Genomic DNA, 25,324 nt, shown 5'->3' with positions numbered 1-25,324 from the left:
CATCCTGCTACGCGGGCGGTGTGGTTTCCTCCTGGATCACGGACCGCGCGATGTCGAAGGCGGCACCGGCGGCCGGAATGCCGCAGTACACGGCGGTCTGGAGCAGGACTTCCTTGATCTCGGCGGGCGTGAGCCCGTTGCGCAGCGCCGCCCTCGTGTGCGCGGCCAGGCCGTGGAGGTGGCCGGAGGCGACCAGCGCGGTGAGCGTGATGCAGCTGCGCGTCCTGCGGTCCAGCCCCTCCCGGGCCCAGACCTCGCCCCAGGCGTACCGGGTGACGAGGTCCTGGAAGTCCTCGGTGAAGGCGTCGGACGAGGCGTTCACCCCGTCGACATGGGCGTCTCCCAGCACCTCGCGGCGGATCTTCGTACCGCTGTCGAGCACATCGCCGCGGCCCGCGCCGTCGGCCTCGGGCCGGGCTGCCGCGGGGGCGATCTCGGCGACGGGGGTGAAGGGGACGGAGAGCGCCGGGACGACGGGCAGGACCGGAATGGCGGCGAGGGTGTCCTGCCAGGCCGTGGAGAAGTGGGTCAGGAGCAGGTCACAGACGGCGCCGGGCTGTTCGACGGGGGCGAGGTGGGAGGCGCCGGGGACCAGGGCGAGCCGGGCGTCCGGGATGCCCGCGACCAGGGTGCGGGCCTCGGCGGGGCCGGTGACCTGGTCCTCGGCGCCGACCAGGACGAGGGTCGGGACGCCGATGCGGCCGAGTTCGGCGCGGATGTCGAAGGCGGCCAGCGCCTCGCAGGCGGCGATGTAGCAGCCGGGGTCGGTGGTGCGGACCATCTGCACGGCCCACTCGACGATGGCGGGCTGGGCGGCGGCGAAACCGGGGGTGAACCAGCGCTCCGGCGCGGTGCGGGCCATCGGCTCCAGCCCGTTGGTCCGGACGATCACACCGCGCTGGCGGAACTCGTCGGCACTGCCGAACCGGGGCGAGGCCGCCACCAGGGCCAGCGAGGCCACCCGGTGCGGATGGCGCAGGGCGAGCTCGGCGCCGATCGCGCCGCCGATGGAGCAGCCCGCGTACCCGAAGCGCTGGACACCGAGGCTGTCGAGGGTGGCGAGCAGCCGGTCCGCCAGCTCCGCGACGGCGGTGGCGGGGTGGGCGGGGGCGCCGCCGTGGCCCGGCAGGTCGTAGCGGAAGACGCGCCAGTGCTGGGACAGCTCGGGTATCTGCCGGTCCCACATGTGCCAGGTGGTCCCCAGTGAGGGGCCGATCACCAGGACGGGCGCGTCGTCCGGCCCGTCGAAGCGGTACTGAAGGGTCTGCGGGGCCTGAGGGGCGGGCGGGGGCACGGGCGCCTGAGCGGCGTGCGGGGCCTGCGGAGGTATCGGGGCCTGCGGAGGCGTGAGGGCCTCTACCGCCTGCGGGACCACCGGGGCCCGTACCGCGTGCGGGGGCGCGGGGACAGGGGGCGCGGGGACGTGGGCGGCGTGCGGGGGTGCGGGCTGCGGGGCCGGAGCGATGTACGCGGGCTGCTCGCCCCGGCCCGGCTGCGGGGCGGGGGCGGCCTGTGCGGCCTGCGGGGCGACCAGGGCCGGTGGCCCCTGCGGGGCGGGGGCGGCCTGTGCGGGCTGCGGGGCGACGAGGGCCGGTGCGGGCTGCGGGGACATGGGGTGGTGCTGCGGGGCCACAAGGGCGTGCGGGGCCAAGGGGGCCTGTACCGCGTGCGGGACCACCGGGGCCTGTACCGCGTGCGGGGCCGCAGGGGCCTGCGGGGCTATGGGTACCGGGGCGGCGGGCTGCGGGGCCGGCGCGGGCTGCGGGGTCGTGTCGCTCACTTCACTCACTCGCTCCAGGTTAGTGAGCGCGCTGTCGGGTCGCGGTCAGGGGGTCGCCGCGGAAACGACATACACGACGGGGCCGGCCGGATCGGTCATGTTGACGGTGATGTTCTGGGTGGGGCGCGGGTCCTTGTTGGTGTGGGTCGTACCCGCCCAGAACACACCGGGCCCGAAGTACCAGTCGCTGATCTTGATATCGCGTTCACCGATGGTCACCGCCCCCGGTTTCAGGGCGGCGCGGCCCGTTCCGACGCCGGACAGGAACCGGTCGAGACCGGCAGATGTCGTACGGAACTTCACATACAACCGGCTGGCCTTCCAGTTGTTGGTCTCGTAGTACTGAACCCCCGACGCGTTGCCGGGGATCGGCACCTCGAAGATCCGCCGCTGCATCCCGGACGGCCAGTCCTCACGGAGTCCCTGCGCGGATGCCTCGGCCTCCTTGTCCTTGCCGGAGCGGCGGCTCTGGCCTGCGGAGATCAGCAGATAGCCGGCCGGGATACCGATCAGCAGCACGATGATCGTCGCCGTGATCAGCCGTCTGCGGATCACCCGGCGGCGGTCCTGGGGAGGCTTGCCGTCGCCGTCGCCCGGCGGAACGGACTGGCGCGGCACGACGGGGTGCTCGGCTGCGGTCATGATCGGAGTTCCCTTGGTACTGCGGCTGCTGCGGATGCGGTCACTGGCCGGAGGACGCCGCGCGGCGCGGCCGCGGTTCAGTCGGCGGTGCGGGTGGATCGCGTGTTGCGGATGGTGCTCGCGGCCTGGTCGTAGATCTGCGCGTACCGCTCGTACCGCTCCACGCGGCGGCGGTTGGCCCGGCGGAATCTGCGGGCGACCAGTCGGGCCAGGTCCGCGGCGCCGACCATACCCGCCTCGGGGCCGAGCTGGGCCTTCGCGATCCGGGCCTCGGGGCGATAGCCGCGCCCCGTGAGATGCCGCTTGAAGGCATCCCTGGCGGGGCCGATCAGCAGGTCGTCGGCGGCGCTGACGCCGCCTCCGATCACAAAGCAGGACGGGTCGAGCGCGGCGGCCAGGTTGGCGATGCCGACACCGAGCCACTGGCCGATGTCCTGGAGGAGCTCGATGCACATCGCATCGCCCTCCCGGGCCAGTTCGGTGATGAGCGGCCCGGTGATGTCGGGGATGTTGCCCTTGACCCGGTCCAGCAGATAGTGCGCGACCGGGGAGTCCGCCGCGGCCAGCTCCCTGGCCTCGCGCACCAGCGCGTTGCCGGAGCTGTACTGCTCCCAGCAGCCGCGGTTGCCGCAGGGGCAGCGGTGGCCGCCGGGGACGACCTGCATGTGGCCGAACTCACCCGCGACGCCGTACTTTCCCCGCTTGACCTGGCCGTCCTCCAGGATCGCGCCGCCGATGCCGGTGCCGAGCGTGATCATGACGAGGTGGTCCTCGCCGCGGCCCGCGCCGAAGCGCCATTCCGCCCAGGCCGCCGTATTGGCGTCGTTGTCGACCATGACGGGGACAACGAGGCGGGAGGCGATCGCGTCGCGCAGGGGTTCGTCGCGCCAGGCGAGGTGGGGGGCGAACAGGACCTTCGAGCGGTCGGCGTCCACCCAGCCCGCCGCGCCGATGCCCACGGCGTGCACGTCGTGCCGGTCGGAGAGGTCCAGGACCAGCTCGACGATGGTGTCCTCGACGACCTTGGGGCTCTTGGACTTGTCCGGGGTCTCGGTGCGCAGCTGCTCCAGGATGTTGCCGTCCGCGTCGACGACGCCGGCCATCACCTTCGTCCCGCCGATGTCGATGCCGACGGTCGGGACGCGGGGCGCGGTGAGGTGCGAGCGCCGCTCCCTGGTGCCGACGGTCTTGAGGACGGTGGCGCGGGCGGAGCCGCGGTGTGTGAAGTCGCGGTACGTGCTCATCGTCCCTGCGGGGTCTGGAGGGCCGGTCGGGTGCTGCTACCGGCGGCGGACGGCGTCCACCGCGCTCGATTCTGCCACTGCCGGACCCCCGGGGCCGGTGGGCGGGGTCGGCCGCGCCGGAAGCCGTGCCTCCACTACGGCGTGCCGTCGCCCGCCCCGGGCCCCTCGGGACGGCCGGGCGCGGGGGTGCGCTCCAGCTCGTGGCTGAGCTCGTCGAGCTCGCTGCCGCCCGCCATCTGGCGGGTGAGCTCGTCCAGGGTGATCTCGTCCTTGGTGTGGCTGCCCGACATCGCGCCGCGCTTGAGCAGCACGAACCGGTCCCCCACGAGGTAGGCGTGGTGCGGGTTGTGCGTGATGAGAACCACGCCGAGCCCGGCGTCCCTGGCGGCCGCGACGTACTTGAGGACGACACCGGACTGCTTGACGCCGAGTGCCGCCGTCGGCTCGTCCAGGACGAGGACCTTGGCGCCGAAGTAGACGGCGCGGGCGATCGCCACGCACTGGCGCTCGCCGCCGGACAGGGTGCCGATCGGCTGGTCGACGTCGCGCAGGTCGATCCCCATGCGCAGCAGCTCGGAGCGGGTCGTCTCGCGCATCCGGCGCACATCGAGGCGCTTGAGGGGCCCGGAGCCGATCGTCGGCTCGGAGCCGAGGAAGAAGTTCCGCCAGACCGGCATGAGGGGGACGACGGCGAGGTCCTGGTAGACGGTGGCGATGCCCCGGTCCAGGGCGTCGCGCGGGTTGGCGAGGGTGGTCACCTCGCCATCGATCAGGAAGGTCCCGGCGTCGTGCCGGTGCAGCCCCGCGATGATCTTGATGAGCGTGGACTTGCCGGCCCCGTTGTCGCCGAGGACACAGGTGATCTCGCCCGCGTGGACCACCAGCGAGACGTGTTCCAGCGCCTTGATGTTGCCGTAGAACTTGGCTACGTCGGCCAGCTCGACGAGTGCCCGGTCGGCCGTCACTTTGTCGCCTCCGCGCGCTTGCGTACCCATGCGTTGAGCAGGGTGGCCAGGAGCAGCATCGCTCCCAGGAAGAACTTGAACCAGTCCGGGTTCCACTCCGCGTACACGATGCCCTTGCTGGTCATGCCGAAGATGAAGGCACCGACCGCGGAGCCGATCGCGGAGCCGTAGCCGCCGGTGATCAGGCAGCCGCCGATGACGGCCGCGATGATGTACGTCAGCTCGTTGCCGACGCCCTCGCCGGACTGGACGACGTCGTAGCTGAACAGCAGGTGCTGCCCGGAGACCCAGGCGGCGAAGGCCACGCCGAGGTAGAGGCCGATCTTCGTACGGATCACCGGGACGCCGACCGCGCGGGCCGCGTCGGCCTCACCGCCGACGGCGAAGATCCAGTTGCCGAAGCGGGTACGGAGCAGGATCCAGGTGGCGACCGCGACGAGCGCCGCCCACCACAGGATGGTGACCTTGAACTCGACGTCACCGATCGTCAGCTGGGAGGCGAACACCTTGCGGGCCGATTCGAAGCCCTCCATGTCGCCGATCGCCTTGGTCGAGACGGTGTCGCTGATCAGCTTGGTGAAACCGAGGTTGAGTCCGGTCAGCATCAGGAACGTACCGAGCGTGATGATGAAGCTCGGCAGCTTGGTTCGGGTCAGCATGAAGCCGTTGAACGCGCCGACGGCCAGGGTGACCAGCAGGGACACGAAGACGCCGACCCAGACGTTGGCCGTCATCTGGTAGCTGAACATCGAGGAGATCAGCGCGGAGCTGGTGACCAGCACACCGGCGGAGAGGTCGAACTCGCCGCCGATCATCAGCAGCGCCACCGGCGCCGCCATGATCCCGATGGTGGAGGCCGCGTACAGCACCGTGCCCAGGCTGGATGCCTGGAGGAAGCTGTCCGCGACGATCGTGAAGAAAAGGAAGACGGCCGCCGCGCCGACGACCGAACCGAGCTCGGGACGGCCGAGCAGCCTGCGCAGCGGCGAGGTGCGGAGCAGCCGCTCGTCGGCACCGCCCTTGGACGGGGCCGGAGCCGGAGCCGGGGCCGGAGCCGCGGGCTGTCCGGTCCCGCTCATCGGGTCCCCCGCTTCGTGTATGCGGCGAGCGCGTCGGCGTCGTCGGACGTGATGACCTGCGGGCCGGTCAGGACGGGCAGGCCGCCGCCGAGCACATTGCGGTTGTAGCGGTAGAGCCAGAGCAGGTCGACGGCCTCGTAGCCCTGGAGGTAGGGCTGCTGGTCGACGGCGAAGCCGAGCTTCTTCTCCTTGAGCCCGGCGGCGACCTTGGCGTTCAGGTCGAAGGTGTCGATCTCCGCCGTGCTGCCCGCGGTCGCCTTGGCCTGGACGGCGGCGTCGGCGAACGGCGCGCCGAGGGTGACGACCGCGTCGATGCTCTTGTCGGCCTGGAGCTTGGCCTCGATGGACGCCTGGACATCGGGCATGTTGGTGCCGTCGACGTACAGGTTCTGCATCGTGCCGGCGAAGGACTTCTTCGCCCCCGCGCAGCGCTGCTCATGGCCGACGTTGCCCTGCTCGTGCAGGATGCACAGGGCCTTCTTGCGGCCCCGCTTGTCCAGCTCGTCGCCGACGGCCTCACCGGCGATGGACTCGTCCTGGCCGATGTGGGTGAGGGCGCCGAACGCCTTGGACTCCGCGGAGCCCGAGTTCACCGTGATGACCGGGATACCGGCCTTGACGGCCTTGGCCACCACGGCCTTCATGGCGTCGGGCTTGGCGAGCGTGACGATCAGCCCGTCGACCTTCTTGTCGATGGCGGTCTGGACGAGCTGGGCCTGCTGCTGCGCCTCGTCGTTGTGCGAGTACAGGAAGTTGATGTTGTCCTTGACGGCCGCCTGCTCGGAGCCCTTCTGGACGATGTCCCAGAAGGTGTCGCCGTCGCCCGAGTGGGTGACCATGGCGAAGGTCCAGCGGGGTGTGGTCACCGCGGACCGGCCCTCGGCGGCCTCGGCCGCGCGTTCTTCCGCCCGCTTGCCACCGGTGCTGCTGCATCCCACGAGGGAGGCGCCGAGCACCGCTGCCAGCACGGCGCCCATCGCGCGTACCCCTGTCCGAACCCTTGCCACGACGCCGTGCCCTTCTTGTGCTGCTCGCTGTGCTGCTTGGAGGAGCCGGGGGGAGCGCTGTCCCGGCCCGGCTGCCCAAGTATCCCCGAGCCCCGCACGGCATCGCCCGGCAGGGGCCGGGCGGGGGCGGGTCGCGGTGGCGCGCCGGCGGTTCACCGGGTGCCGCGCGCGGTGAATTTCTCCAGCTCCGGTACGTCCTTCGCGGTGACGATCGCCGGTCCGGTGAGCACCGGCTTCCCGCCGCCGACGACATTTCCGTTGGTCCGGTTGAGCCACAGTCCGTCGACGGCGAGATAGCCCTGGAGGTAGGGCTGCTGGTCGACGGCGAAGCCGACCTCCTCGGCCTTGAGGCGCCCGACCACTTCGGCGTTGAGGTCGAAGGTGTCGACCTCCGCGGTGGAACCGGAGCCCTTCTTGGCCTTGACGGAGGCGGCGGCGAAGGGGGCGCCGAGGGTGACGATCGCGTCGATGCCCGTGTCCGCCTGGAGCTTGGCCTCGATGGAGGAGGTGGCGGCGGGCATGTTGGTGCCTTCGACGTTGAGGTTCTCGACGGTCCCGCCGAAGGTCTTGGCCACTCCGGCGCAGCGCTCTTCGAGTGACACGTTGCCCTGTTCGTGGATGACGCAGACGGCCTTCTTCCGGCCGCGCGCGTTCAGCTCGCTGCCGACGGCCTCGCCCGCCACGGCCTCGTCCTGCCCGATGTGGCCCAGTGCGCCGACCTCGGTGGAGAACCGTGCCCCGGAGTTGATCGTGACGACGGGGATGCCCGCTCTCACGGCCTTGGCGACGACGGCCTTGACCGCTTCGGGTTTGGCGAGGGTGACGACGATGCCGTCGACCTTCTGGTCGATGGCGGCCTGGACGAGCTGGGCCTGTTCCCTGCCCTCCTTGTTCGCGGAGTACAGGAATTCGACGTTGTCCTTGGCCGCGGCCTGTTCGGCACCGTTCTGGACGATGTCCCAGAAGGTGTCGCCCTCCCCCGAGTGCGTCACCATCGCGATCTTCATCCGGGGCGTGGAGACCGTCCTGCCGCCGCCCCCGCCGCCGCTGCCGGAGGTGTCCTCGGAGTTCTTTCCGCCGGAGCCGCTGCATCCGGCGACGGTGAGGGCGACTGCGGCGATCAGGACTGCTGCCGTGCGAGTCGTACGCAAGGTGGGTCCGCCTTCTCTCCCCGGCCGCCGGAGTGCGGCTGGAGGAGTTCTAGCGGCGTTGTATGACCACCGTCAATAGTTGGTCCGAACATGACACCGGGCTACGGAGCCGAGCGGGCCGGGCCAGACAGGTCCGGCCTGGTCTGGTCTGGTCGGCCTGGTCGGGTCTGGTCGGCCTGGTCGGGCCGGGTCGGTCGGATCGGTCGGGTCGGTCGCGGTCAGGAGCGTACGAGCAGCTGGAACTCGAACGCGTACCGCGCGGCCCGGTAGACGTGCGAGCCGAACTCGACCGTCCGGCCGGTGTCGTCGAAGGTGGTCCGCTCCATCGTGAGCAGCGGCGCGCCCGTCGCCTCGTGGAGTTCGTCGGCCTCCCGCGCGGTGGCGGCGCGCGCGCCGATGGACTGGCGGGCGCTGTGCAGGGTGATGCCCGACAGGCGCATCATCCGGTACAGCCCGGTGGCCTCCAACTGCTCGGTACCGAGGGCGAGCAGGCCCGGGGGCAGGTGGTTGCGCAGCAGTGCCACCGGCTCGTCGTGCGCGTACCGCAGCCGCTCGACGAGGTGGACCTCGCTGCCCTCCGCGACGCCGAGGGCGGCGGCGACCTCGGCACCGGCGGGTTCGAGGGTGTTGCGCAGGACGCGGGTCGCGGGGCGCTGACCGGCCGCCTCCAGGTCGTCGTAGAGCGAGCTGAGCTCCAGCGGACGCCGGACCTTGCTGTGCACGATCTGGGTACCGACGCCCCGGCGGCGCACCATCAGCCCCTTGTCCACGAGCGACTGGATCGCCTGGCGCACGGTGGGCCGGGACAGGCCGAGGCGGGAGGCGAGCTCGATCTCGTTGCCGAGCAGGGTGCCGGGGGCCAGCCGGCCCTGTTCGACGGCCGCCTCCAGTTGTTGCGCCAGCTGGAAGTAGAGCGGCACCGGGCTGGTGCGGTCCACGCTCAGCGGGAGCGGCTGGTCGGTTCCTCGTTCGGTCACGGGCCGAGCGTAGTTCGATTGTCCGGACAAAACCATGGTGGCCGGTGCAGCGGGAGAACGGTCCCTCATTTGTCAGGACAAACGCTTGACATGACGAAGGGGCGAACGTCACCTTTAGGCCATGCGCATCGGACTGATCGGAACGGGACGTATCGGCAGTTTCCATGCGGAGACGCTGAGCCGTCACTCCGCCGTGGACTCACTGGTGGTGGCGGACGCCGATCGGGACCGGGCGGCCGGGGTCGCCGCGCGGACCGGGGCCGGAGCCGTCGCGGTGGACGAGATGTTCGCCTCCGGCGCGGACGGCGGTGTCGACGCGCTGGTGATCGCCTCGGCGACCTCCGCCCACGCGGGTCTCATCGAACGGGCCGCCCGCGCCGGGCTCCCCGCGTTCTGCGAGAAGCCGATCGCCCTCGATCTGCCCGGCACCCTGGGTGCCCTGGCGGCGGTCGAATCGGCGGGATCCGTACTCCAGCTGGGATTCATGCGGCGCTTCGACGCGGGGTTCGCCGCGGCCCGCGCCGCCGTACGGGAGGGGCGGCTCGGGCGGCTGCACACCGTGCGCGCGATCACCTCGGACGCGGCGCCGCCGCCCGCCGCCTATCTCCCGCTCTCCGGCGGCCTGTACCGGGACTGCCTGGTCCATGACTTCGACATGCTGCGGTGGGTGACGGGCCGCGAGGTGACCGAGGTGTACGCCATGGGGTCGGACGCCGGGCCCGCGATGTTCCGCGAGGCGGGCGATGTCGACACGGCCGCGGTCCTGCTGACCCTGGACGACGGGACGCTCGCCACGGCCACGGCCACCCGGTGCAACGGCGCCGGATACGACGTACGGATGGAACTGGCGGGCGAACGCGATCAGCTCGCGGTCGGCCTCGACGACCGCACCCCGCTCACCTCGGCGGAACCGCAGGGCCCCGCCGCCCCGCCGAAGCCCTGGCCGGGTTTCCTGGAACGGTTCGCGCCGGCGTACGAGGCGGAGCTGGACGCGTTCCTCAAGGTGGCGCGGGGGGAGCTGGCCAATCCGTGCGACGGGCGGGAGGCGCTGCACGCGCTGCGGATCGCGGAGGCGTGCGAGGTGTCACGCCGCGAACGCCGGCCGGTGAGCCTGCGGGAGATCCCCGGGGACTGACCGACCGGCGTCCGCGGGCCGTCACCTACGGCGGGCCGTCACCCGCCCGCCCGGCGTCACCCGCCCGCCCGGCGCCGCCGGGCCGGGGGCCCCGCACACAGGGCGGGCCGTCACCAGGCCACCGGCAGGGTGAGCGGCCCCCGCATCAGCATCCCGGTACGCCAGCTCAGCGTCGCCGGGTCCGCGGCCAGCCGCAGGTCCGGGCAGCGCTCCAGCAGCGACCTGATGGCGATCCGGGCCTCGATACGGGCCAGCGGCGCGCCCAGGCAGTAGTGGATGCCATGGCCGAACGCGACATGGCCGCGGGCGTCCCGCGTGATGTCGAAGCGGTCCGCCTCCGCGTACCGGGCGGGGTCGCGGTTGGCGTCCGACATCGCCACGAGGACCAGCTCCCCGCCGCCCGGTATGACCGTGCCGCCGACCTCGATCGGCTCGGTGGTGAAGCGGTACGTGGGGGTCTCGACGGGTCCCTCGAAGCGCAGGATCTCCTCGACCGCGTTGTCGATGAGGCCGAAGTCCGCGCGCAGAGCCTTCAGTTGATCCGGATAGGCGAGCAGATTGTGTATGCCGTTGGTGATGAGGTTGACGGTGGTCTCGTGCCCCGCGATGAGCAGCAGCCAGGCCATGCCCATCAGCTCGTCACCGGAGAGCCGGTCACCGTCGCCGTCCGACGTGTGGATCAGCGCGCTGATCAGGTCGTCGCCCGGCTGCTCGCGCTTGCCGGCCAGGAGCCGGGTCATATAGGCGGTCATCTCCGCCGTCGCGTTGGCGCGGGACTCGGCCGCGGCGGCCGAGAAGGCGAGGTTGGACCACTCCCGGAACGCCGTCCGGTCCAGGAACGGCACCCCCAGCAGTTCGCAGATGACGGACATCGGCAGCGGGAAGGACAGCCCCTCCACGAGGTCGGCGCTCCGGCCCTCCGGTGCGAGCATCGCGTCCAGGAGCTCGTCCGTCATCTCCTGGATACGCGGCGCGAGTGCTTCCATGCGACGCGGGGTGAACTCCTTGGTCACCAGCTTTCTCAGCCGGGTGTGGTCGGGCGCGTCGCTGCTGAGCATGGTGGTACCGGCGGAGACCTTGGACACGCCCAGCGCGGGCGAGGCGTTCTGCCACTGCTTGGACAGGCGCTGGTCGGCGAGGAGTTCGCGCCCCACGTCGTAGCCGACGACGAGCCAGGCAGGAGTGCCCTCGGGTATGCGGACCCGGTGGACGGGTCCCCGGGCCCGCAGTCGCGCGTACACGGGGTAGGGGTCGCGAACGAAGTCCTCGCCGAGTGCGGCGAGGTCAACCATGGCTTCGGTGGTCAACACGGTTCCTTTCCGTATGACATGGCGATTGGCTGCACGAATTGCTTGGCAATTGGCTTGGCAATTGGCTTGGCGGATGATCTGGTGGATGGCTTACCTGATCGCACGGGCCGTGGGCGGCGCGTACGGGGCGACGTCACCAGCGCACCGGCAGCCGCCGCACACCCCGCAGCAGCAGGCCGGGCACCCACTCGGGCTCCCCGCCGTCCGGGTCGCGTGCGAGGCCGGGGCAGCGCTCCAGCAGTGCCCGGATCGCGATCCGGGCCTCCATCCGGGCCAGCGGCGCGCCCAGGCAGAAGTGCACCCCGTGTCCGAAGGCCAGATGTCCCTGGGTGTCGCGGCGGATGTCGAAGGTGTCCGGGTCCGGGAACCGGCCGGGGTCACGGCCGCCGGAGCCCAGCGCCACGACCACCACTTCGTCCGCCGGGATGACGGTGGAGCCGATCGTCACCGGTTCGCGGGTGAACCGCAGCGTGGCCGTCTCCACCGGGCCGTCGTACCGCAGCGTCTCCTCGATCGCACCGTCGATCAGACCGGGGTCGGCCCGGAGCAGGGCCAGTTGTGCCGGATGGTCGAGCAGTGCCCGTACCCCGTTGGAGATCAGATTGACCGTCGTCTCGTGGCCCGCGACGAGCAACAGGAAGGCCATGCCCACCAGTTCGTCGGGCGACAGCCCGTCGCCGCCCTCGTCGCGCGCCCGGATCAGCGCGCTCATCAGGTCGTCGCCCGGCGAGCATCGCTTGTCCTCGATGAGTTCGACCAGATAGTCGCCCATGGCGCCGACCGCGTCGTCCTCCTTCTGCTCCGGGGTCGGCGAGACGACTCCGTTCGACAGCAGGCGAAAGGCGTCCCGGTCCAGGTCCGGCACCCCGAGCAGCTCGCAGATGACGGTCATCGGCAGCGGAAAGGCGAGCGTGTCGATGAGATCGGCGCTGCCGGTGGCGGGCATCGCGTCGAGCAGTTCCGCGGTGATCTCCTCGACGCGCGGGCGCAGCGCCTCGATCCGCCGGGAGGTGAACTCACGGGCGACGAGCCTGCGCAGCCGGGTGTGCCGGGGTGCGTCCAGCTCCAGCATGTTCGTGCTGATCGCGCTGTCCCCGTCCGGCCAACGCCCCGTCGGCCGCCAGTCCTTGTTGAAGCGCGGGTCCGCGAGGGCCGCCCGGCCCTCGTCGTACCCGACGATCAGCCACGCCCGTTCGAGTTGATCGGTGCGAATGGCGTGCACGGGCCCCTCGACGCGCAGTTTCGCGTAGTACGGATACGGATTCGCCATGAAGTCCGGCACATCACGCAGATCGATCACGGACATGGTCCGCCCCCTTCAGGTCCGGTCCGGTCAGCGTATGCCGACCCCGTCCCCACCGTTCTCGTCGAGCAGCCCGGCGTCGTGCACCAACAGTGCGATCTGGACACGGTTGTTGAGGTCGAGTTTGGCGAGAATCCGGGACACGTGCGTCTTCACGGTGGCCACGCTCAGATACAGCGATCCCGCGATCTCCGCGTTGGACCCGCCGCTTCCGACGGCGAGGGCGACCTCGCGTTCCCGCTCGGCCAGATCGTCGAACCGCCTGCGCGCCCGGTCCGCGCGGCTGCCGCGGTCGTCCGGTGCGCCGCCCGCGGCACGTTTCATCAACTGCCGTGTGACAGCGGGCGAGAGGACCGGATCACCGGCGGCCACCCGCCGGACCGACTCGACGATCTGCGCGGGCGGGGTGTCTTTCAGGACAAATCCCGCGGCTCCCGCGCGAATGGCCCGCAGTACCTGTTCATCGGCGTGGAAGGTGGTCAGGACGACGACCTCGGGGGCCGAGGGGCGGCGGCGGAGCTCCTCGGTCGCGGTGAGCCCGTCCATGCCGGGCATCCGGATGTCCATCAGCACCACATCGGGGCGCAGCCGGTCGATCAGTGCGGCGACCTCGTGGCCGTCGGCGCCCTCCCCCACGATGTCGATGTCGTCGGCGCCGCCGAGCATCAGCGTGAGCCCGGCCCGGACGAGCGGGTCGTCGTCGACGATGAGCAGCCGGACCGGTTGCGCCACCGGGGGCGTGGGAGACATCGGGGTGTTCATGAGGGCCACCGTAGCCAGCTCCGGCGGCGGTCCCGCACACAGCCCGCGGCCGCTCCCCGCGGTCGCGGCATCACGCGGCGGGCCACGGCAGTCGGGCGCGGACGGCGAACCCGCCGTCGGCCTCGTGCCCATGGTCCAGGTGGCCACCGGTGAGCGTGGCGCGTTCGGTGAGCCCGATGAGCCCCTGTCCGGAGCCGGGCACCCGCTCGAAGGGTTCGGTGGGGGCCGGGTTGCGGACTTCGATCGTGAGCCCCTCGCCCGGCCCGCCGGTCACGGTGACGGTGACCTCGGCGCCCGGCGCGTGCTTGCGCGCGTTGGTGAGGCACTCCTGCGCGATGCGGTAGACGGTGCGGCCGGTGGCCGCGGGGGCGGTGGCGGGGTCGGCCACCCGGTTGTCGAGGGTGACCTTCATTCCGGCCGGCCGGGACTCGGCGATCAGGGCGTCCAGGGTGACGAGGGTGGGCTGCGGCCGGTGGCTCTCGTCGCCCTCCCCGGGCGCTCGGAGTACGCCGATGATCTCGCGGAGGTCCTGGAGCGCCTCGTGGGCGCTGTCCCGGATGACTCCGGCGGCCCGGCCGACCTCGGCCGGGGGTGCGTCGGGCCGGAATTCGAGTGCTCCGGCGTGCACGCTGAGCAGGGTCAGCCGGTGGGCGAGGACATCGTGCATTTCGCGGGCGATGGCCTCGCGGGCCAGCCGCTGGGCCTGTTCCGCGCGCAGTTCGGCCTCGGCCTCCGCCCGGCGCGCCCGTTCCCGCAGGGTGACGACGAGCTGACGTCTGAACCGTACGACCATGCCCCAGCTGAGCACCAGCAGGGTGAGCAGCACGCCGATGATCGTCGAGGCGAGGTAGGAGGTCTCCGGGTCCGGGCGCAGATAGGGCTGCAGCGGAGCCACGGCGAGGGCGAGGGCGCCGACGACCGCGGTGGGTCTGAACGGCCGGTGCACGGCCAGGCTGAACAGGGCGACCAGCAGGGCGCCCGCCGCGACCGGCTCCACGATGCCGACGGCGATCATGGCCACCGCCAGCCCGACGGGCCAGCGCCGCCGCACCCAGAGGGCGCAGCACGCGGCCGCGCCGATCAGCGAGTCCACGAAGACGACCGTGTCCGGCGTGGTGTGGTCGGCGTCGATCGCGCCGACCACGAGCATGCCGACGAACGCGGCGCACAGGAAGGCCGCGATGTCGACGGCCCAGTCCCGCACGGTGCGGCGTGACCGTGCCCGGTCGTCGGGCAGCTCTGATTCGGCCATCGCCGACGGCAGCAGCCAGCGGTACTCGGTGCGGGTCATATCGATAAATCTATGCGGGTGAGCGGCCCCGACGGGCCTGCCGGGGGCAGGAAGCGACCAAAGTCGTACGGTCCGCGACTTTCGGCGCGCGGGCGACGACCGGTGGCCGACGCGGGGGCGGTGGCACGGGCGGGAGGCTCGGCCCATGAAGAAAATCGTCGAAACGGTCGGGTTCCTCGTCTTCGCCCAGGGCGCCGCCGGGCTCCTCTACGAATGGACCGGCTGGTTCCGGCTGTGGACGGTGGTGCGGCGGCTCGACTTCATGAGCGAGTACGGGGTGTTCGTCAATATCGTGCTGGTGGTGACGGGGGCCGCGGTGATGATCGCGGCGGACTCGATCAGGACATGACCCCGGACGGCGCCCACGGCCGCATCCCGGATGCCGTGGCACACCGCGCCTCGGGCACGAGCGGTCAGGAGGCGGCCGGTGCTCCCTCCGCGCTGCGCCGTCCCCACGCCGTGCCGGCCAGCACCAGCAGCGCGCCGGACAGACCGAGGACACCGAGCCGCTCGCCGCCGATCGTGATGCCCACGGCGGCGGCCCACAGCGGCTCCGTACCGAGCAGCAGGCTGACGCGGGAGGGCGAGGTGCGGCGTACGGACCACATCTGCACGAAGAACGCGAAGAGCGTACAGAACACGGACAGGAAGATCAGCCCGGCCCACTCCCGGGCACCGAAGTCCGCCGCGACGACCAGGGCGCGGAACCGGTGCCCGGAACAGCGGCGAGGACGGCGAAGACCGCGACGGCGCCGCCGAGCTGGACGGTGGTCAGGGAGAGGGAATCCGCTTCCTGGACCGCCTTGATACGGGCCATGGCCAGGACATGGACGGTCCGGGCGAGAGCGGCCAGCAGCATCAGGAGGTCACCGGTCGACGGGCTGGTGAACCCGCCCCCCTGGGTCAGGAGCACCACACCCGCGACGGAGAGCCCCGCCGCGGCAAGGAAGTGGGCGGGCGGCCTGACCCGGGTCACCGCGGCCTCGGCGAGCGGGGTGAAGATCATCGTGAGGCTGATGATCAGTCCCGCGTTGGTCGCCGAGGTGTGCACCACTCCATAGGTCTCCAGCAGGAAGATCCCGCTGAGCACGAGGCCGAGCAGCCCGGCACCGCGCCACTGCCCGGCGCTCAGCGCCCGCAGCCCCCGCCACCCGGCGACGGCCAGGACCGGCAGCACGATCGCGAAGCGCAGGACGAGGACGGCGACGACGGTGTGGGTCGTGGTGATGCCCTTGGCCGCGAGATAGCTGGCGCCCCAGACGACGGCGACCAGCAGTACGGGCAGGTCGGTGAGCCAGGCGCGGCGCGGCGGCGCGAGGACGGGCACGGCGACAGAGGACACCTGATTCTCCTGGTTCTCCACAGCGGGAAACGATGTGGAGACCTCGCCAGCTCACACGCGGAGCGGTCACGGTACCGGGCGGGAACCGCCGACGGGAACACCATTCTCAGCGGCCGGTCTCCTGGACCGGGCGCCCCTACCGGTGGCGCTCCTAGAATGACGCCTCCCGCCCTTCGACGCACGGAGTTGGCACATGACTGGATCGCGGCCGGACGATCGGCCCGAGCAGACCGGACGGGCCGGACAGACCGAGCGGACCCTCCCGACCGGGCAGACCGAGCGGACCGGGAAGGAGAGCGGGACCCGGCAGCTGATTCTCGGGCGCGCGGCGGCGGTCGCCTCGACACAGGGCCTGGCGGGAATCTCGCTCAGAGGGCTGGCCACGGACCTGAAACTGAGCACGAGCGGCGTGTTCGCCCTCTTCGGCTCTCAGGAGGAGCTTCAACTCGCCACCGTCCAGAACGCCGTCACGATCTACGTCGACCATGTACTGAAACCCGCCAGGGCCTTACCGGCCGGTCTGGGGCGCTTATGGCGGCTGTGCGAGAGCTGGATCGCCTACTCCCGGGGGCGGGTGTTTCCCGGCGGCTGCTTCTTCTACTCCACCATCGCCGAATTCGACGCCCTGGAGGGCCGGGTGCACGACGCACTGGTGTCCGCGCAGACCGGCTGGGTCACCTTCGTCGAGCAGACGGTCGAGGAGGCCCGCGCCCTCGGCGAACTCGCCGAGGACACGGACGTCTCCCAACTGGCCTTCGAGATCATCGCGTTCCTCGAACTGGCCAACGCGGAGTCGGTGCTGCACGACAACACGATCGGCTACACGAAGGCGGCGCGGGCGATCCTCGGACGCCTGCGCGCCTGCGCGACGGACGAGTCCCTGCTGCCGCCGCCACCCTGACGCAACGGCTCACTCGTCGAGGGCGAACGATCCGTAGCGCGCCCGGCCACCGGGGCGGTAGGTGTGGATCGCGACGCCGGTGGAGGTCGTGCGTGCGGCCGTCAGTTCGAACGCGGTCGGCAGTGCACCCTCCGCGAAGAGGCGGCGACCGGTGCCGAGGACGACGGGGAAGAACAGCAGGTTGTACTCGTCGATGAGATCGAGTGCCATCAGCTCCTGGGCGAGCCGGACGCTGCCGTGGATCTGGAGCTCACCGTCCCCGATCCGCTCCTTCAGACCGGTCACCTCGGCCGCGAGGTCCCCGTCGACAACAGTGGTGTGCTCCCACTTCGGGTCCTTGAGCGTCGAGGAGACGACGTACTTCGGCAGCCCGTTGAGCCGGGCCGCCACCGGGTCCCCCTCATCGGTGACCTTGGGCCAGTGCGCCGCGAAGATGTCATACGTGCGCCGTCCGAGCAGGAAGGCCACCGGGCGCTCGAACACCTCGCTGATGAACTGGCCCATGCTTTCGTCCGCGAACGGCACGATCCAGCCTCCCTGCCCGAAGCCGCCGCCCCTGTCCTCGTCGGGGCCTCCAGGTCCCTGGATGACTCCGTCGAGCGTCAGGAAAGTGGTGAGAGTCAGTTTGGCCATGCCCGTGCTCCTTCTGATCGCGCACCGGGCCCCGTCGACAGGGCCGGCGCCTGCTCACTCATGACCCCACTCTCGCCCGTAACTCATCGGCTCACCTGTCGAGCGGAGCGAAGGGGTCCGTACCCGCGTACCGGCGCGCTTCCAAAGTGGCTGTCCGTTTCCCGCCGGTGTCCGGGCCGCCGGAGGACTTTCCTTGTCCTTGTCGCCGCAGGACGTGGTCAACACGACGTCGTGGTCTGCGCGACGCCACTCCCCTATCGCCCATCGGCAAGGAATCCCGCATGTCCAGCACCACCGGCTCCACTGACATCACCACCACCAGGACCGCGCTCGTCACCGGCGGCAGCCGCGGCATCGGCGCCGCCACCGCCCTGCGGCTCGCGCAGGAAGGAGTCGACGTGGCCGTGACGTACGTACAGGACGAGGAGGCGGCCCTGGCGGTCGTCCGGAAGATCGAGGGCTACGGGCGCCGGGGGATCGCCCTGCGCTGCGACGCGGCGGACGCCGAGGCCGCCGCCGAAGCCGTGAACCGTGCGGCGGACGCACTGGGACGGCTCGACATCCTCGTCAACAACGCGGGCATCGGCGTCCTCGGCCCCATCGCCACGCTCAGCACGGCGGACGTCGACCGGGTGCTGGCCGTGAACGTACGCGCGGTGTTCCTCGCCTGCCGGACCGCTGCCGAGCGGCTGGCCGACGGGGGCCGTGTCATCACCGTCGGCACGGCTCTCAGCCGGTACGCGGGCGGCCCCGGCGGCACGCTCTACGCGATGAGCAAGTCCGCGCTGTCCGGTCTCACCAAGCCGCTCGCCAGGGAACTCGGACCGCGCGGCATCACGGTGAACCTGATCCAGCCCGGTCCGGTCGACACGGACCTGAATCCGGCCGACGGCCCGTTCGCCGAGGGCCAGCGCTCGGCGACCGCGCTCGCCCGGTTCGGCACGACGGATGAAGTCGCCTCCCTGATCGCCTACTTGGCGAGCTCCGAGGCGGGGTACGTCACCGGGACCGAGGTCGTGGTGGACGGCGGCCACGCGGCCTGACGGGCTCGGGCGCCTTCCGTACCGGGCGCGGCCCCGGCCCGCGCCCGGTACGGAAGGCATGTGCGCCGCTGCTCATCACCCACGACCTCGCGGCCGCCGAGCGGATCGCCGACCGGCCCGGACCGTGCGCCATGCGGACCCGGGCGCCGCGCGGACCTCGGCGCGATCCGGACCCCGGCCTTCCGTCAGCGGCCGGGGTCCGCTCCCGTCGCAGATCGCACACATCGCTGGTCTCCGCGTGGATCAGCCGCGGTCCTGACCCCCATGCGCTCACCTCGCCATGCCGCACATGCCCCGTTCCGGTACCCGCCCTACCCTGGTCAGGGACGGAAGCCGAACGGGAAGAGAGATCATGACGCGGACTCCGGCCCGCCCCCTGAACGACGGCCGCACCCTCCCCGCGGTCGGCCTCGGTACCTGGCTGCTGGACGACGACGCCGCCGAGAAGGCGGTGGCCGGGGCCCTGGGCCTCGGCCACCGGCTCGCCGCCGCCCACGGGGTGACCCCCGGCCAGGTGGTGCTCCGCTGGCACACCCAGCTCGGTGCGGTGCCGATCCCGAAGTCGGCGGACCCCGGCCGGCAGCGCGAGAACCTGGACCTGTTCGGGTTCGAGCTGACGCCCCGGGAGATGGCACGGGTCGCCGCCGGTCCGCAGCGGCGGTTCGGCGGCGACCCCGATGTGCACGAGGAGTTCTGAGCCTCCCCGGAAGGGTCAGCGGTTGCGCGGGGTGACCTCCGCCATCCGCGACCAGCCGTCGCCCGGCACCTCGACGTTGATGATCTCCGGAACCTCGGCGACCAGCTCCGACATCGTCTCGATCGCCGCCGTGAAGTGATCGGACTTCACGTGCATCGCACCGGCGTCCGCGTCGGCGAAGGCTTCCAGCAGCACGAACTGGTTCGGGTTCTCGACGCTGAAGGACCACTCGAAGAACACGTTGCCCGGTTCCGAGCGGGTGGCGACGGTGAACTCCTCCAGCGCGGGAAGCCAGTTGTCGCGCTCGGCGACGAGGACGGTGAACTTGACGGCGATGAAGATCATGGCAACTCCTGGTCGGGACGTCCGAGAGTGCGGCGCCGCGCCCCACGGGCACCTCGCCGCACCTCGACCAGGGTGACACAAGCCCTCGTATCCGGACTCATCGGGCACACCGGAGCACCGGACGGCTGATGCTCAGCCGCCCAGCTCCTCGTGCCGGGCGGCCAGCCGGGCCGCCCCCTCCTCGGTGAGGGAGCCGAAGAGCCGCAGCCGGGAGATGCCGCCGTCGGGGAAGATGTCGATCCGGACGCGGGTGCCCCGGACGGCTTGGTCCAGGACGAAGCGGTGGTTGGTGTCGGGCTGGAGCCGGGTCCTGGGCAGGATCTCGGTCCACTCGCCGTCGCCGTCGTCCCCGTCCTGGACCGAAAGGCTCGCCCAGCCCGCCGAGTTGCCCTTGAGACAGGCGGTGTCGATCTCCACGGCCCGGATCTCCGCCCGGGCGGCGAGCGCGTAGCGGATCCAGTCGTTGCCCTTGTCGCGCCGGCGCCGGGTCTCCCAGCCGTCGTCCATCTTGCGGGAGCGGCCCGGCTGGATGGTGTGGGTGGCCGGGGAGTAGAAGCGGTCGGAGGCGTCCTCGACCTGCCCGCCGTTCTCCAGGGCCGCGAGGTCGAAGGTGCCGAGGGCGGCCAGCCAGGCGGGGTCCGGGGCGACTTCGCCGTACACGCGGAGCCGGGCGATTCCGCCGTCCGGGTGCTGGTTGACCCGCAGGTGGGTGAAGCGGGCTCCGGCGTCGACCGCGAACCCGTTGGCGGCGTGGCCGCCGACGGCCGTACGGGGAACGAGCGTTGTCCACTTCACGTCGGGGGCGAGCAGTTCCCCGGGGGACGGGGAACCGGCGACGGAGGCCGCTTCGACGGAGACCGCCTGCGGGTAGTTGCCGCGGAAGTGGGCGGTGTCGACGACGATCCCCCGGACGACACCGGGCGCGCCGAGCCGCACCAGTGCCCAGTCGTGGTCCTCGTCGGTGGGGTGCGGCTCCGCGGCGCTCACGCCGCGCCGGCGGCGGGTCTCCCAGCCGTCCATGATCTTGCCCTTGTGCCCGAAGTGCTCCGGGTCGAACTCGGCGGGCTCCGGCTTCAGCAGATTCTCGCGCTCGGCGAAGAACTCGTCGTTGGCGGCGATCACTCCGGCGCCGAGCCGCCGGTCGGCGAGGTCGACGAGATGGCTGAAGGGGAAGTCGGCGGTGCGGTGGTCGGCGTACGGGTCGCCGCCCGCGTAGGGGCTCGCGTCGCCGGTGAAGTGCGGTATCGCCGCGTCCGTCATGGTCAGTGGGTCCTTTCCAGGAGGCGGCCGGTGGGTTCGGCGAGTACGCCGTCCGCCGCTATGCGGACACCACGCAGCCAGGTGGACTTCACGACGCCGTGCAAGGCCCTGCCCGCGTAGGCGGTGACCTGGTTGCGGTGGAAGAGTTCGGCCGGGTCGACGGTGAAGGTCTCCTCGGGGGCGAGGACGGCGAAGTCGGCGTCGCGTCCGGCCTCGATGGCGCCCTTGCGGGTCAGTCCGGCCAGGGCCGCGGGGGCCGCCGACATCCAGCGGGCCACGTCGTCGAGGGAGTGGCCACGCCTGCGGGCCTCGCTCCAGATGGCGGGCAGGCCGAGCTGGAGGGAGGAGATGCCGCCCCACGCGGAGGCGAAGTCGGGAGTCTTCAGCTCGGTGGTGCAGGGCGAGTGGTCGGAGACGATGCAGTCGATGGTGCCGTCGGCGAGCCCGTCCCACAGCGCGTCCTGGTTGGCGGCCTCCCGGATGGGCGGGCAGCACTTGAACTCCGTTGCCCCGTCCGGGACTTCCTCGGCCGTGAGGGTGAGGAAGTGCGGGCAGGACTCGACCGTGACGCGCACGCCCTCGCGCTTGGCGGCGGCGATGAGCGGCAGGGCGTCGCTGGAGGAGAGGTGCAGGACGTGGATACGGGCGTTCAGCCGCTCGGCCTGGGCGATCAGGGTCTCGATCGCGGTGTTCTCGGCGTCGCGCGGGCGGGAGGCGAGGAAGTCGGCGTACGCGGGGCCGCCTCGCTGCGGCGCGGCGGCCAGCTGGTGCGGGTCCTCGGCGTGGACGATGAGCAGACCGCCGAATCCGGCGATCTCGGCCATGGAGCAGGCCAGTTGCTCCTGGTCCAGCTCCGGGAACTCCTCGACGCCCGAGGGCGACAGGAAGCACTTGAAGCCGAAGACCCCGGCCTCGTACAGCGGTCGCAGGTCATTGGTGTTGGACGGGATCGCGCCGCCCCAGAAGCCGGTGTCGATGTGCGCCTTGGGGGCGGCGACCCGCTGCTTGACGCGCAGGTGGTCGACGGTGGTGGTCGGCGGGAGGGAGTTGAGCGGCATGTCCAGGAGGGTGGTGATGCCGCCCGCCGCGGCTGCCCGGGTGGCGGTGAAGAAGCCTTCCCACTCCGTGCGGCCGGGGTCGTTCACATGGACGTGCGTGTCGACGAGTCCGGGCAGCAGGACATCGTCGCCGAAGTCCTCCAGCCGGGCGCCGGCGGGCGGCTCGGCGTCGTACGGCAGGACCGCCTCGATCGTCCCACCGGCGACGGCGACCGACGCGGGGCGCGTGCCATCGGGGGTGACGACGCGCGTCGAGCGCAGTATCAGGTTCACGTCCGGACCGGACACCCGTGCTCCTCACTCAAGAATTCAACGAACTGTTGAAGGAGTCTTCACTCGGGAATCCGCTCCGTCAAGACCCCGCTCGCCCCGTCGCCCCTACTGGAGATTTCCACAAAGTAGAAGGAAAATTTCGGAGGGCGGAACGTAGCATGGAACAACGGCGCCCTCGCCGCACCTCGGGCCCGAACGTCGGCACCAGGACAAAACAGGCTCTGACCGGCAAGGACGCCGCACCGGGAGCAGTGGGCCGATCGGGAACAGCCCGGTAGGCTGCTGCCTTGCCTTCCGCTTCGAAAGGACCGTTGACGTGCCGTCGTCCCACGCCAGCACATCCGACTCCAAGCCCACCGGTTCCAGCGGTGGGGTGCAGTCCCTTGAGCGCGCCTTCGATCTGCTGGAACGGATGGCCGACGCCGGGGGCGAGGTCGGGCTGAGCGAGCTCTCCGCGAGCAGCGGGCTTCCGCTGCCCACCATTCACCGGCTGATGCGCACGCTGGTCGTCTGTGGCTACGTACGCCAGCAGCCCAATCGCCGCTACGCGCTCGGCCCGCGCCTGATCCGGCTCGGCGAGTCCGCGTCCCGGCTGCTCGGTACCTGGGCCCGCCCGTACCTCCAGCGCCTGGTCGAGGAGACCGGCGAGACCGCGAACATGGCGCTGCTCGACGGCGACGAGATCGTGTACGTCGCCCAGGTGCCCTCCAAGCACTCGATGCGCATGTTCACCGAGGTGGGCCGCCGGGTGCTCCCCCACTCCACGGGGGTGGGCAAGGCGCTGCTCGCGAACACGCCCGCCGACGAGGTACGGGCGCTGCTCGCGCGCACCGGGATGCCGGCCGCCACCGAGAAGACGATCACCACCGCCGACGGCTTCCTCGAAGCGCTGGAGCAGGTGCGCAGGGCCGGTTACGCGGTGGACGACAACGAGCAGGAGATCGGGGTCCGCTGCCTGGCGGTGTCCGTGCCCAACTCCCCCACCTCGGCCGCGATCTCCATCTCGGGCCCGGCGGGACGGGTGACGGAGACGGCGACGGAGCGGATCGTGCCGATCCTCCAGCAGGTCGCGAAGGAACTCTCGACGGCGCTGGCGAGCAGCGGCTCGGCCGGCTGAGACCGGGAACCCGGGCCGGGCCCGGGTTCCCGGTCCGCCGGAGAACGGCCGGTCCCTGCCCAAGGCGGCCGGTCCCGCCCGGAACCGCCGGTCCTTGCCAGGCGGCCGGTCCCCGCCAGCAACCGCCGGGCCTTCCCTGCCGGTCCCCGCCCCGCAACGGCCGGTCCCCGCTCAGACGGCGGGCACGGCGGGCACCCGCGCGGTCAGCCGCCCGTCGTCCATCGCCACCGTCCGGTCCGTCCGGTCCAGGTGCGCCCGGTCGTGCGTGACCAGCACCGTGGCCGTGGACCGTTCCCGGGTCAGGGCCGTCAGCAGATCGAGCACGGCCGCGCCCCGTTCGTGGTCGAGTGCGCTGGTCGGCTCGTCGACGAGCAGGACCGCCGGGTCGTTCATCAGGGCACGGGCGATATTGACCCGCTGGCGCTGACCGCCCGACAGTTGGTGCGGGCGGCGGTGCGCCTGATCGGCGAGTCCGACCGCGTCGAGCAGTTCGAGGGCGCGGCCACGGGCGGTCCGCGCCGCCCGGCCCGACAGATGCGTCATCACCTGGAGCTGTTCGGCGGCGGTCAGTGAGGGCAGCAGGTTGGGCTGCTGGAAGACGATCCCGATCCGCTCCCGGCGCAGGGCCGCCAGATCGGCGCGGCCGAGTCCCTCGATCCGGGTGCCGGCGACGACGACCCGGCCCTCGTCCGGGGTGACCAGGGTGGCGGCCACCGCGAGCAGGCTGGACTTCCCGGAACCGGAGGGCCCGACGACCGCGGTGAGCGAGCCCGCGGGAACCTCCAGCGAGACCCGGTCCAGTGCGGTGAGCCTGCCGTCGCCGTCCGGGTAGGTGAGGGTGACATCGGACAGGGTGAGGGTCATCGGGCACTCCCGAGCGCGGTGAGCGGGTCGACGGCGGTGATCCGCCGGATGGACAGGGCCGCCCCGAGCGCGCCGAGGACGATCATGACGGCCGCCGGTACGAGGACGGTCGAGGCGTCCAGGACGAACGGCACGGCACCCCCGCTGATCAGGGCGCCGACGCCGGCGGCGAGCGCGGTGCCCAGTCCCGTACCGAGGGCGAGCATCACGACGGCCTGCCCGAGCGCGTCCCGCAGCAGATACGGGGTCGAGGCGCCGAGCGCCTTCAGTACGGCCACATCGCCGCCGCGCTGGATCGTCCAGACGGTGAAGAAGGCGCCGATGACCAGGGCGGAGATGGCGAAGAGGAACCCGCGCATCAGCTGGAGGGAGCCGTTCTCGGCCTGGTAGGACCCGATCGCGGTGAGGGAACCGTCGAGGGTGAGCGTGCTGGTGCCCGCCGCCTCGTCCCCGGCCGCCAGGTCGGCGCCACCCGTCGTGGTCAGGGCGATGACCGTGGCCGCTTCGTCCGGTCCGCGCCCGTCGTGCCCGATCCGCTGCCAGTCGTCGAGAGAGGCCCAGACGACGGGCGTATGGCTGTACGAGGCGTCTCCCGCGACGGCGGCGACGGTCTCGTCCATGCCGCCGATCCTGATCCGGTCACCCGCTCCGGCGCCGAGGTCCTCGGCGGCCCGCTCGGAGAGGACCACCTCTCCCGGGGCGACGCGGGCTCCGGGGGGCGCGAGCCCACCGGACGGCTCGACACCGAAGACCGACACGGCGGCCGTACGGTCGCCGGGGGCGGCGGCGTTCAGGGTCCGGATGCCCAGGGGCTGCGCGGCGGTGACACCGGGCCGCCCGGCCCAGCTCCGCCAGGCCGGCTCCCGGACGGTCGAATCGGTGAAGGACACCGACCGGCCGTCGGGCGGCGCGGCGAACGCGAGGTGGTCGGCGTTCAGCCCGGTGACGGCCGAGGTGTTCTCCCGGGCGAGCCCGGCCGTCAGACCGGACAGCAGGCCCACGAGCAGCGTGATCAGCACCACCACCGAGCCCATGAGCGCGAACCGGCCCTTGGCGAACCGTAGATCTCTCCATGCGACGAACATGGCTCCAGCCTCGGGCCGCGGGCCCGGGGAAACATCGCGCGGTGGAGGGGCCAGACATCA

The 25,324-nt window shown here is 71.7% G+C and carries 23 protein-coding genes and 2 pseudogenes; 6 read left to right on the top strand and 19 right to left on the bottom strand.

Features of this window, described 5'->3' with window-relative positions; all coding sequences use genetic code 11:
- Window positions 1-7: 7 nt before the first annotated feature.
- The 8 genes from pcaDC to A6A29_RS08085 all read right to left on the bottom strand — a co-directional run bounded on the left by pcaDC (window position 8) and on the right by A6A29_RS08085 (window position 8,845).
- Window positions 8-1,294, bottom strand: a complete 1,287-nt coding sequence (gene pcaDC, locus A6A29_RS08120; RefSeq protein WP_073719368.1) for a bifunctional 3-oxoadipate enol-lactonase/4-carboxymuconolactone decarboxylase PcaDC — start codon at window positions 1,292-1,294, stop codon at window positions 8-10.
- Between the two features lie 531 nt (window positions 1,295-1,825).
- Window positions 1,826-2,422: a hypothetical protein gene (locus tag A6A29_RS08115; RefSeq protein ID WP_073719288.1), complete on the bottom strand. Its 597-nt coding sequence runs from the start codon at window positions 2,420-2,422 to the stop codon at window positions 1,826-1,828.
- Between the two features lie 77 nt (window positions 2,423-2,499).
- On the bottom strand, window positions 2,500-3,666 hold the full coding sequence (locus tag A6A29_RS08110; RefSeq protein ID WP_073719287.1) for an ROK family glucokinase: 1,167 nt from the start codon (window positions 3,664-3,666) through the stop codon (window positions 2,500-2,502).
- A gap of 134 nt (window positions 3,667-3,800) precedes the next feature.
- Window positions 3,801-4,661 (bottom strand): ATP-binding cassette domain-containing protein, encoded by an 861-nt coding sequence (locus A6A29_RS08105; protein ID WP_073719286.1) that lies wholly within the window; start codon window positions 4,659-4,661, stop codon window positions 3,801-3,803.
- Window positions 4,628-5,710: an ABC transporter permease gene (locus tag A6A29_RS08100; protein ID WP_073719285.1), complete on the bottom strand. Its 1,083-nt coding sequence runs from the start codon at window positions 5,708-5,710 to the stop codon at window positions 4,628-4,630. Before A6A29_RS08100 ends, A6A29_RS08105 begins: the two co-directional genes overlap by 34 nt.
- Window positions 5,707-6,717, bottom strand: a complete 1,011-nt coding sequence (locus A6A29_RS08095; protein ID WP_443333351.1) for a sugar ABC transporter substrate-binding protein — start codon at window positions 6,715-6,717, stop codon at window positions 5,707-5,709. Before A6A29_RS08095 ends, A6A29_RS08100 begins: the two co-directional genes overlap by 4 nt.
- 152 nt (window positions 6,718-6,869) lie before the next feature.
- Window positions 6,870-7,868: a sugar ABC transporter substrate-binding protein gene (locus A6A29_RS08090; RefSeq protein WP_073719283.1), complete on the bottom strand. Its 999-nt coding sequence runs from the start codon at window positions 7,866-7,868 to the stop codon at window positions 6,870-6,872.
- Between the two features lie 218 nt (window positions 7,869-8,086).
- A complete protein-coding gene (locus A6A29_RS08085; protein ID WP_073719282.1) occupies window positions 8,087-8,845 on the bottom strand; it encodes a GntR family transcriptional regulator in 759 nt (252 codons plus the stop codon).
- Window positions 8,846-8,966: 121 nt separating this feature from the next.
- Between A6A29_RS08085 and A6A29_RS08080 the strand changes: the two genes are divergently transcribed.
- Complete coding sequence (locus A6A29_RS08080; protein ID WP_073719281.1) at window positions 8,967-9,980, top strand: Gfo/Idh/MocA family protein; 1,014 nt, start codon at window positions 8,967-8,969, stop codon at window positions 9,978-9,980.
- 110 nt (window positions 9,981-10,090) lie between these two features.
- Here the strand turns inward: A6A29_RS08080 and A6A29_RS08075 are convergent, their stop codons facing one another.
- From A6A29_RS08075 to A6A29_RS08060, 4 genes are all read right to left on the bottom strand, one after another.
- Entirely contained in the window at window positions 10,091-11,287 is a 1,197-nt protein-coding gene (locus tag A6A29_RS08075; RefSeq protein ID WP_073719280.1) for a cytochrome P450 family protein, read from the bottom strand.
- Window positions 11,288-11,423: 136 nt separating this feature from the next.
- Window positions 11,424-12,596 carry a cytochrome P450 family protein gene (locus A6A29_RS08070; RefSeq protein WP_073719279.1) on the bottom strand — a complete coding sequence of 391 codons (1,173 nt, stop codon included), beginning with the start codon at window positions 12,594-12,596 and terminating at the stop codon, window positions 11,424-11,426.
- A 27-nt stretch (window positions 12,597-12,623) separates the two neighbouring features.
- Window positions 12,624-13,355, bottom strand: a complete 732-nt coding sequence (locus A6A29_RS08065) for a response regulator transcription factor (protein ID WP_073719367.1) — start codon at window positions 13,353-13,355, stop codon at window positions 12,624-12,626.
- 70 nt (window positions 13,356-13,425) lie between these two features.
- Window positions 13,426-14,646: a sensor histidine kinase gene (locus A6A29_RS08060; RefSeq protein ID WP_073719278.1), complete on the bottom strand. Its 1,221-nt coding sequence runs from the start codon at window positions 14,644-14,646 to the stop codon at window positions 13,426-13,428.
- Window positions 14,647-14,791: 145 nt separating this feature from the next.
- Here A6A29_RS08060 and A6A29_RS08055 point away from each other — a divergent pair, with 145 nt between their 5' ends.
- The gene (locus A6A29_RS08055) at window positions 14,792-14,995 is read left to right on the top strand and encodes a hypothetical protein (protein ID WP_073719277.1); all 204 of its coding nucleotides are present in this window, start codon (window positions 14,792-14,794) and stop codon (window positions 14,993-14,995) included.
- 64 nt (window positions 14,996-15,059) lie between these two features.
- Here A6A29_RS08055 and A6A29_RS08050 read toward each other — a convergent pair.
- A pseudogene (locus A6A29_RS08050) lies at window positions 15,060-15,988 on the bottom strand (DMT family transporter).
- A 193-nt stretch (window positions 15,989-16,181) separates the two neighbouring features.
- Between A6A29_RS08050 and A6A29_RS08045 the strand changes: the two are divergent.
- Window positions 16,182-16,889 (top strand): TetR/AcrR family transcriptional regulator, encoded by a 708-nt coding sequence (locus A6A29_RS08045; RefSeq protein ID WP_241838375.1) that lies wholly within the window; start codon window positions 16,182-16,184, stop codon window positions 16,887-16,889.
- 9 nt (window positions 16,890-16,898) lie between these two features.
- On the opposite strand, the gene A6A29_RS08040 is transcribed toward A6A29_RS08045, so the two are convergent.
- Window positions 16,899-17,522 (bottom strand): dihydrofolate reductase family protein, encoded by a 624-nt coding sequence (locus A6A29_RS08040; RefSeq protein ID WP_073719276.1) that lies wholly within the window; start codon window positions 17,520-17,522, stop codon window positions 16,899-16,901.
- A 281-nt stretch (window positions 17,523-17,803) separates the two neighbouring features.
- Here A6A29_RS08040 and A6A29_RS08035 point away from each other — a divergent pair, with 281 nt between their 5' ends.
- Together A6A29_RS08035 and A6A29_RS46310 are read left to right on the top strand one after the other, a co-directional pair.
- Complete coding sequence (locus A6A29_RS08035; RefSeq protein ID WP_073719275.1) at window positions 17,804-18,565, top strand: SDR family NAD(P)-dependent oxidoreductase; 762 nt, start codon at window positions 17,804-17,806, stop codon at window positions 18,563-18,565.
- Between the two features lie 481 nt (window positions 18,566-19,046).
- Window positions 19,047-19,262: pseudogene (locus A6A29_RS46310) on the top strand (aldo/keto reductase); the annotation flags it as partial.
- 15 nt (window positions 19,263-19,277) lie between these two features.
- Here A6A29_RS46310 and A6A29_RS08025 read toward each other — a convergent pair.
- The 3 genes from A6A29_RS08025 to allB all read right to left on the bottom strand — a co-directional run bounded on the left by A6A29_RS08025 (window position 19,278) and on the right by allB (window position 22,213).
- The gene (locus tag A6A29_RS08025; RefSeq protein WP_073719273.1) at window positions 19,278-19,607 is read right to left on the bottom strand and encodes a putative quinol monooxygenase; all 330 of its coding nucleotides are present in this window, start codon (window positions 19,605-19,607) and stop codon (window positions 19,278-19,280) included.
- A gap of 132 nt (window positions 19,608-19,739) precedes the next feature.
- The gene (alc, locus tag A6A29_RS08020; protein ID WP_073719272.1) at window positions 19,740-20,867 is read right to left on the bottom strand and encodes an allantoicase; all 1,128 of its coding nucleotides are present in this window, start codon (window positions 20,865-20,867) and stop codon (window positions 19,740-19,742) included.
- Between the two features lie 2 nt (window positions 20,868-20,869).
- Window positions 20,870-22,213, bottom strand: coding sequence for an allantoinase AllB (gene allB / locus A6A29_RS08015; protein WP_073719271.1), 1,344 nt, complete (start codon window positions 22,211-22,213; stop codon window positions 20,870-20,872).
- A gap of 301 nt (window positions 22,214-22,514) precedes the next feature.
- Between allB and A6A29_RS08010 the strand changes: the two genes are divergently transcribed.
- Window positions 22,515-23,315 (top strand): IclR family transcriptional regulator, encoded by an 801-nt coding sequence (locus A6A29_RS08010; RefSeq protein WP_073719270.1) that lies wholly within the window; start codon window positions 22,515-22,517, stop codon window positions 23,313-23,315.
- Window positions 23,316-23,486: 171 nt separating this feature from the next.
- Here the strand turns inward: A6A29_RS08010 and A6A29_RS08005 are convergent, their stop codons facing one another.
- Both A6A29_RS08005 and A6A29_RS08000 read right to left on the bottom strand, forming a co-directional pair.
- The gene (locus A6A29_RS08005) at window positions 23,487-24,179 is read right to left on the bottom strand and encodes an ABC transporter ATP-binding protein (RefSeq protein ID WP_073719269.1); all 693 of its coding nucleotides are present in this window, start codon (window positions 24,177-24,179) and stop codon (window positions 23,487-23,489) included.
- Window positions 24,176-25,264, bottom strand: coding sequence for an ABC transporter permease (locus A6A29_RS08000; RefSeq protein WP_073719268.1), 1,089 nt, complete (start codon window positions 25,262-25,264; stop codon window positions 24,176-24,178). The genes A6A29_RS08005 and A6A29_RS08000 overlap by 4 nt, the downstream gene beginning before the upstream one ends.
- Between the last annotated feature and the right edge of the window lie 60 nt (window positions 25,265-25,324).

This window comes from Streptomyces sp. TSRI0281 (assembly GCF_001905125.1).
In the GTDB taxonomy this organism is placed as follows: Bacteria; Actinomycetota; Actinomycetes; order Streptomycetales; family Streptomycetaceae; genus Streptomyces.
Note: the sequence above shows the minus strand (reverse complement) of the source record. Positions and strands in the feature narration are given on the sequence as shown.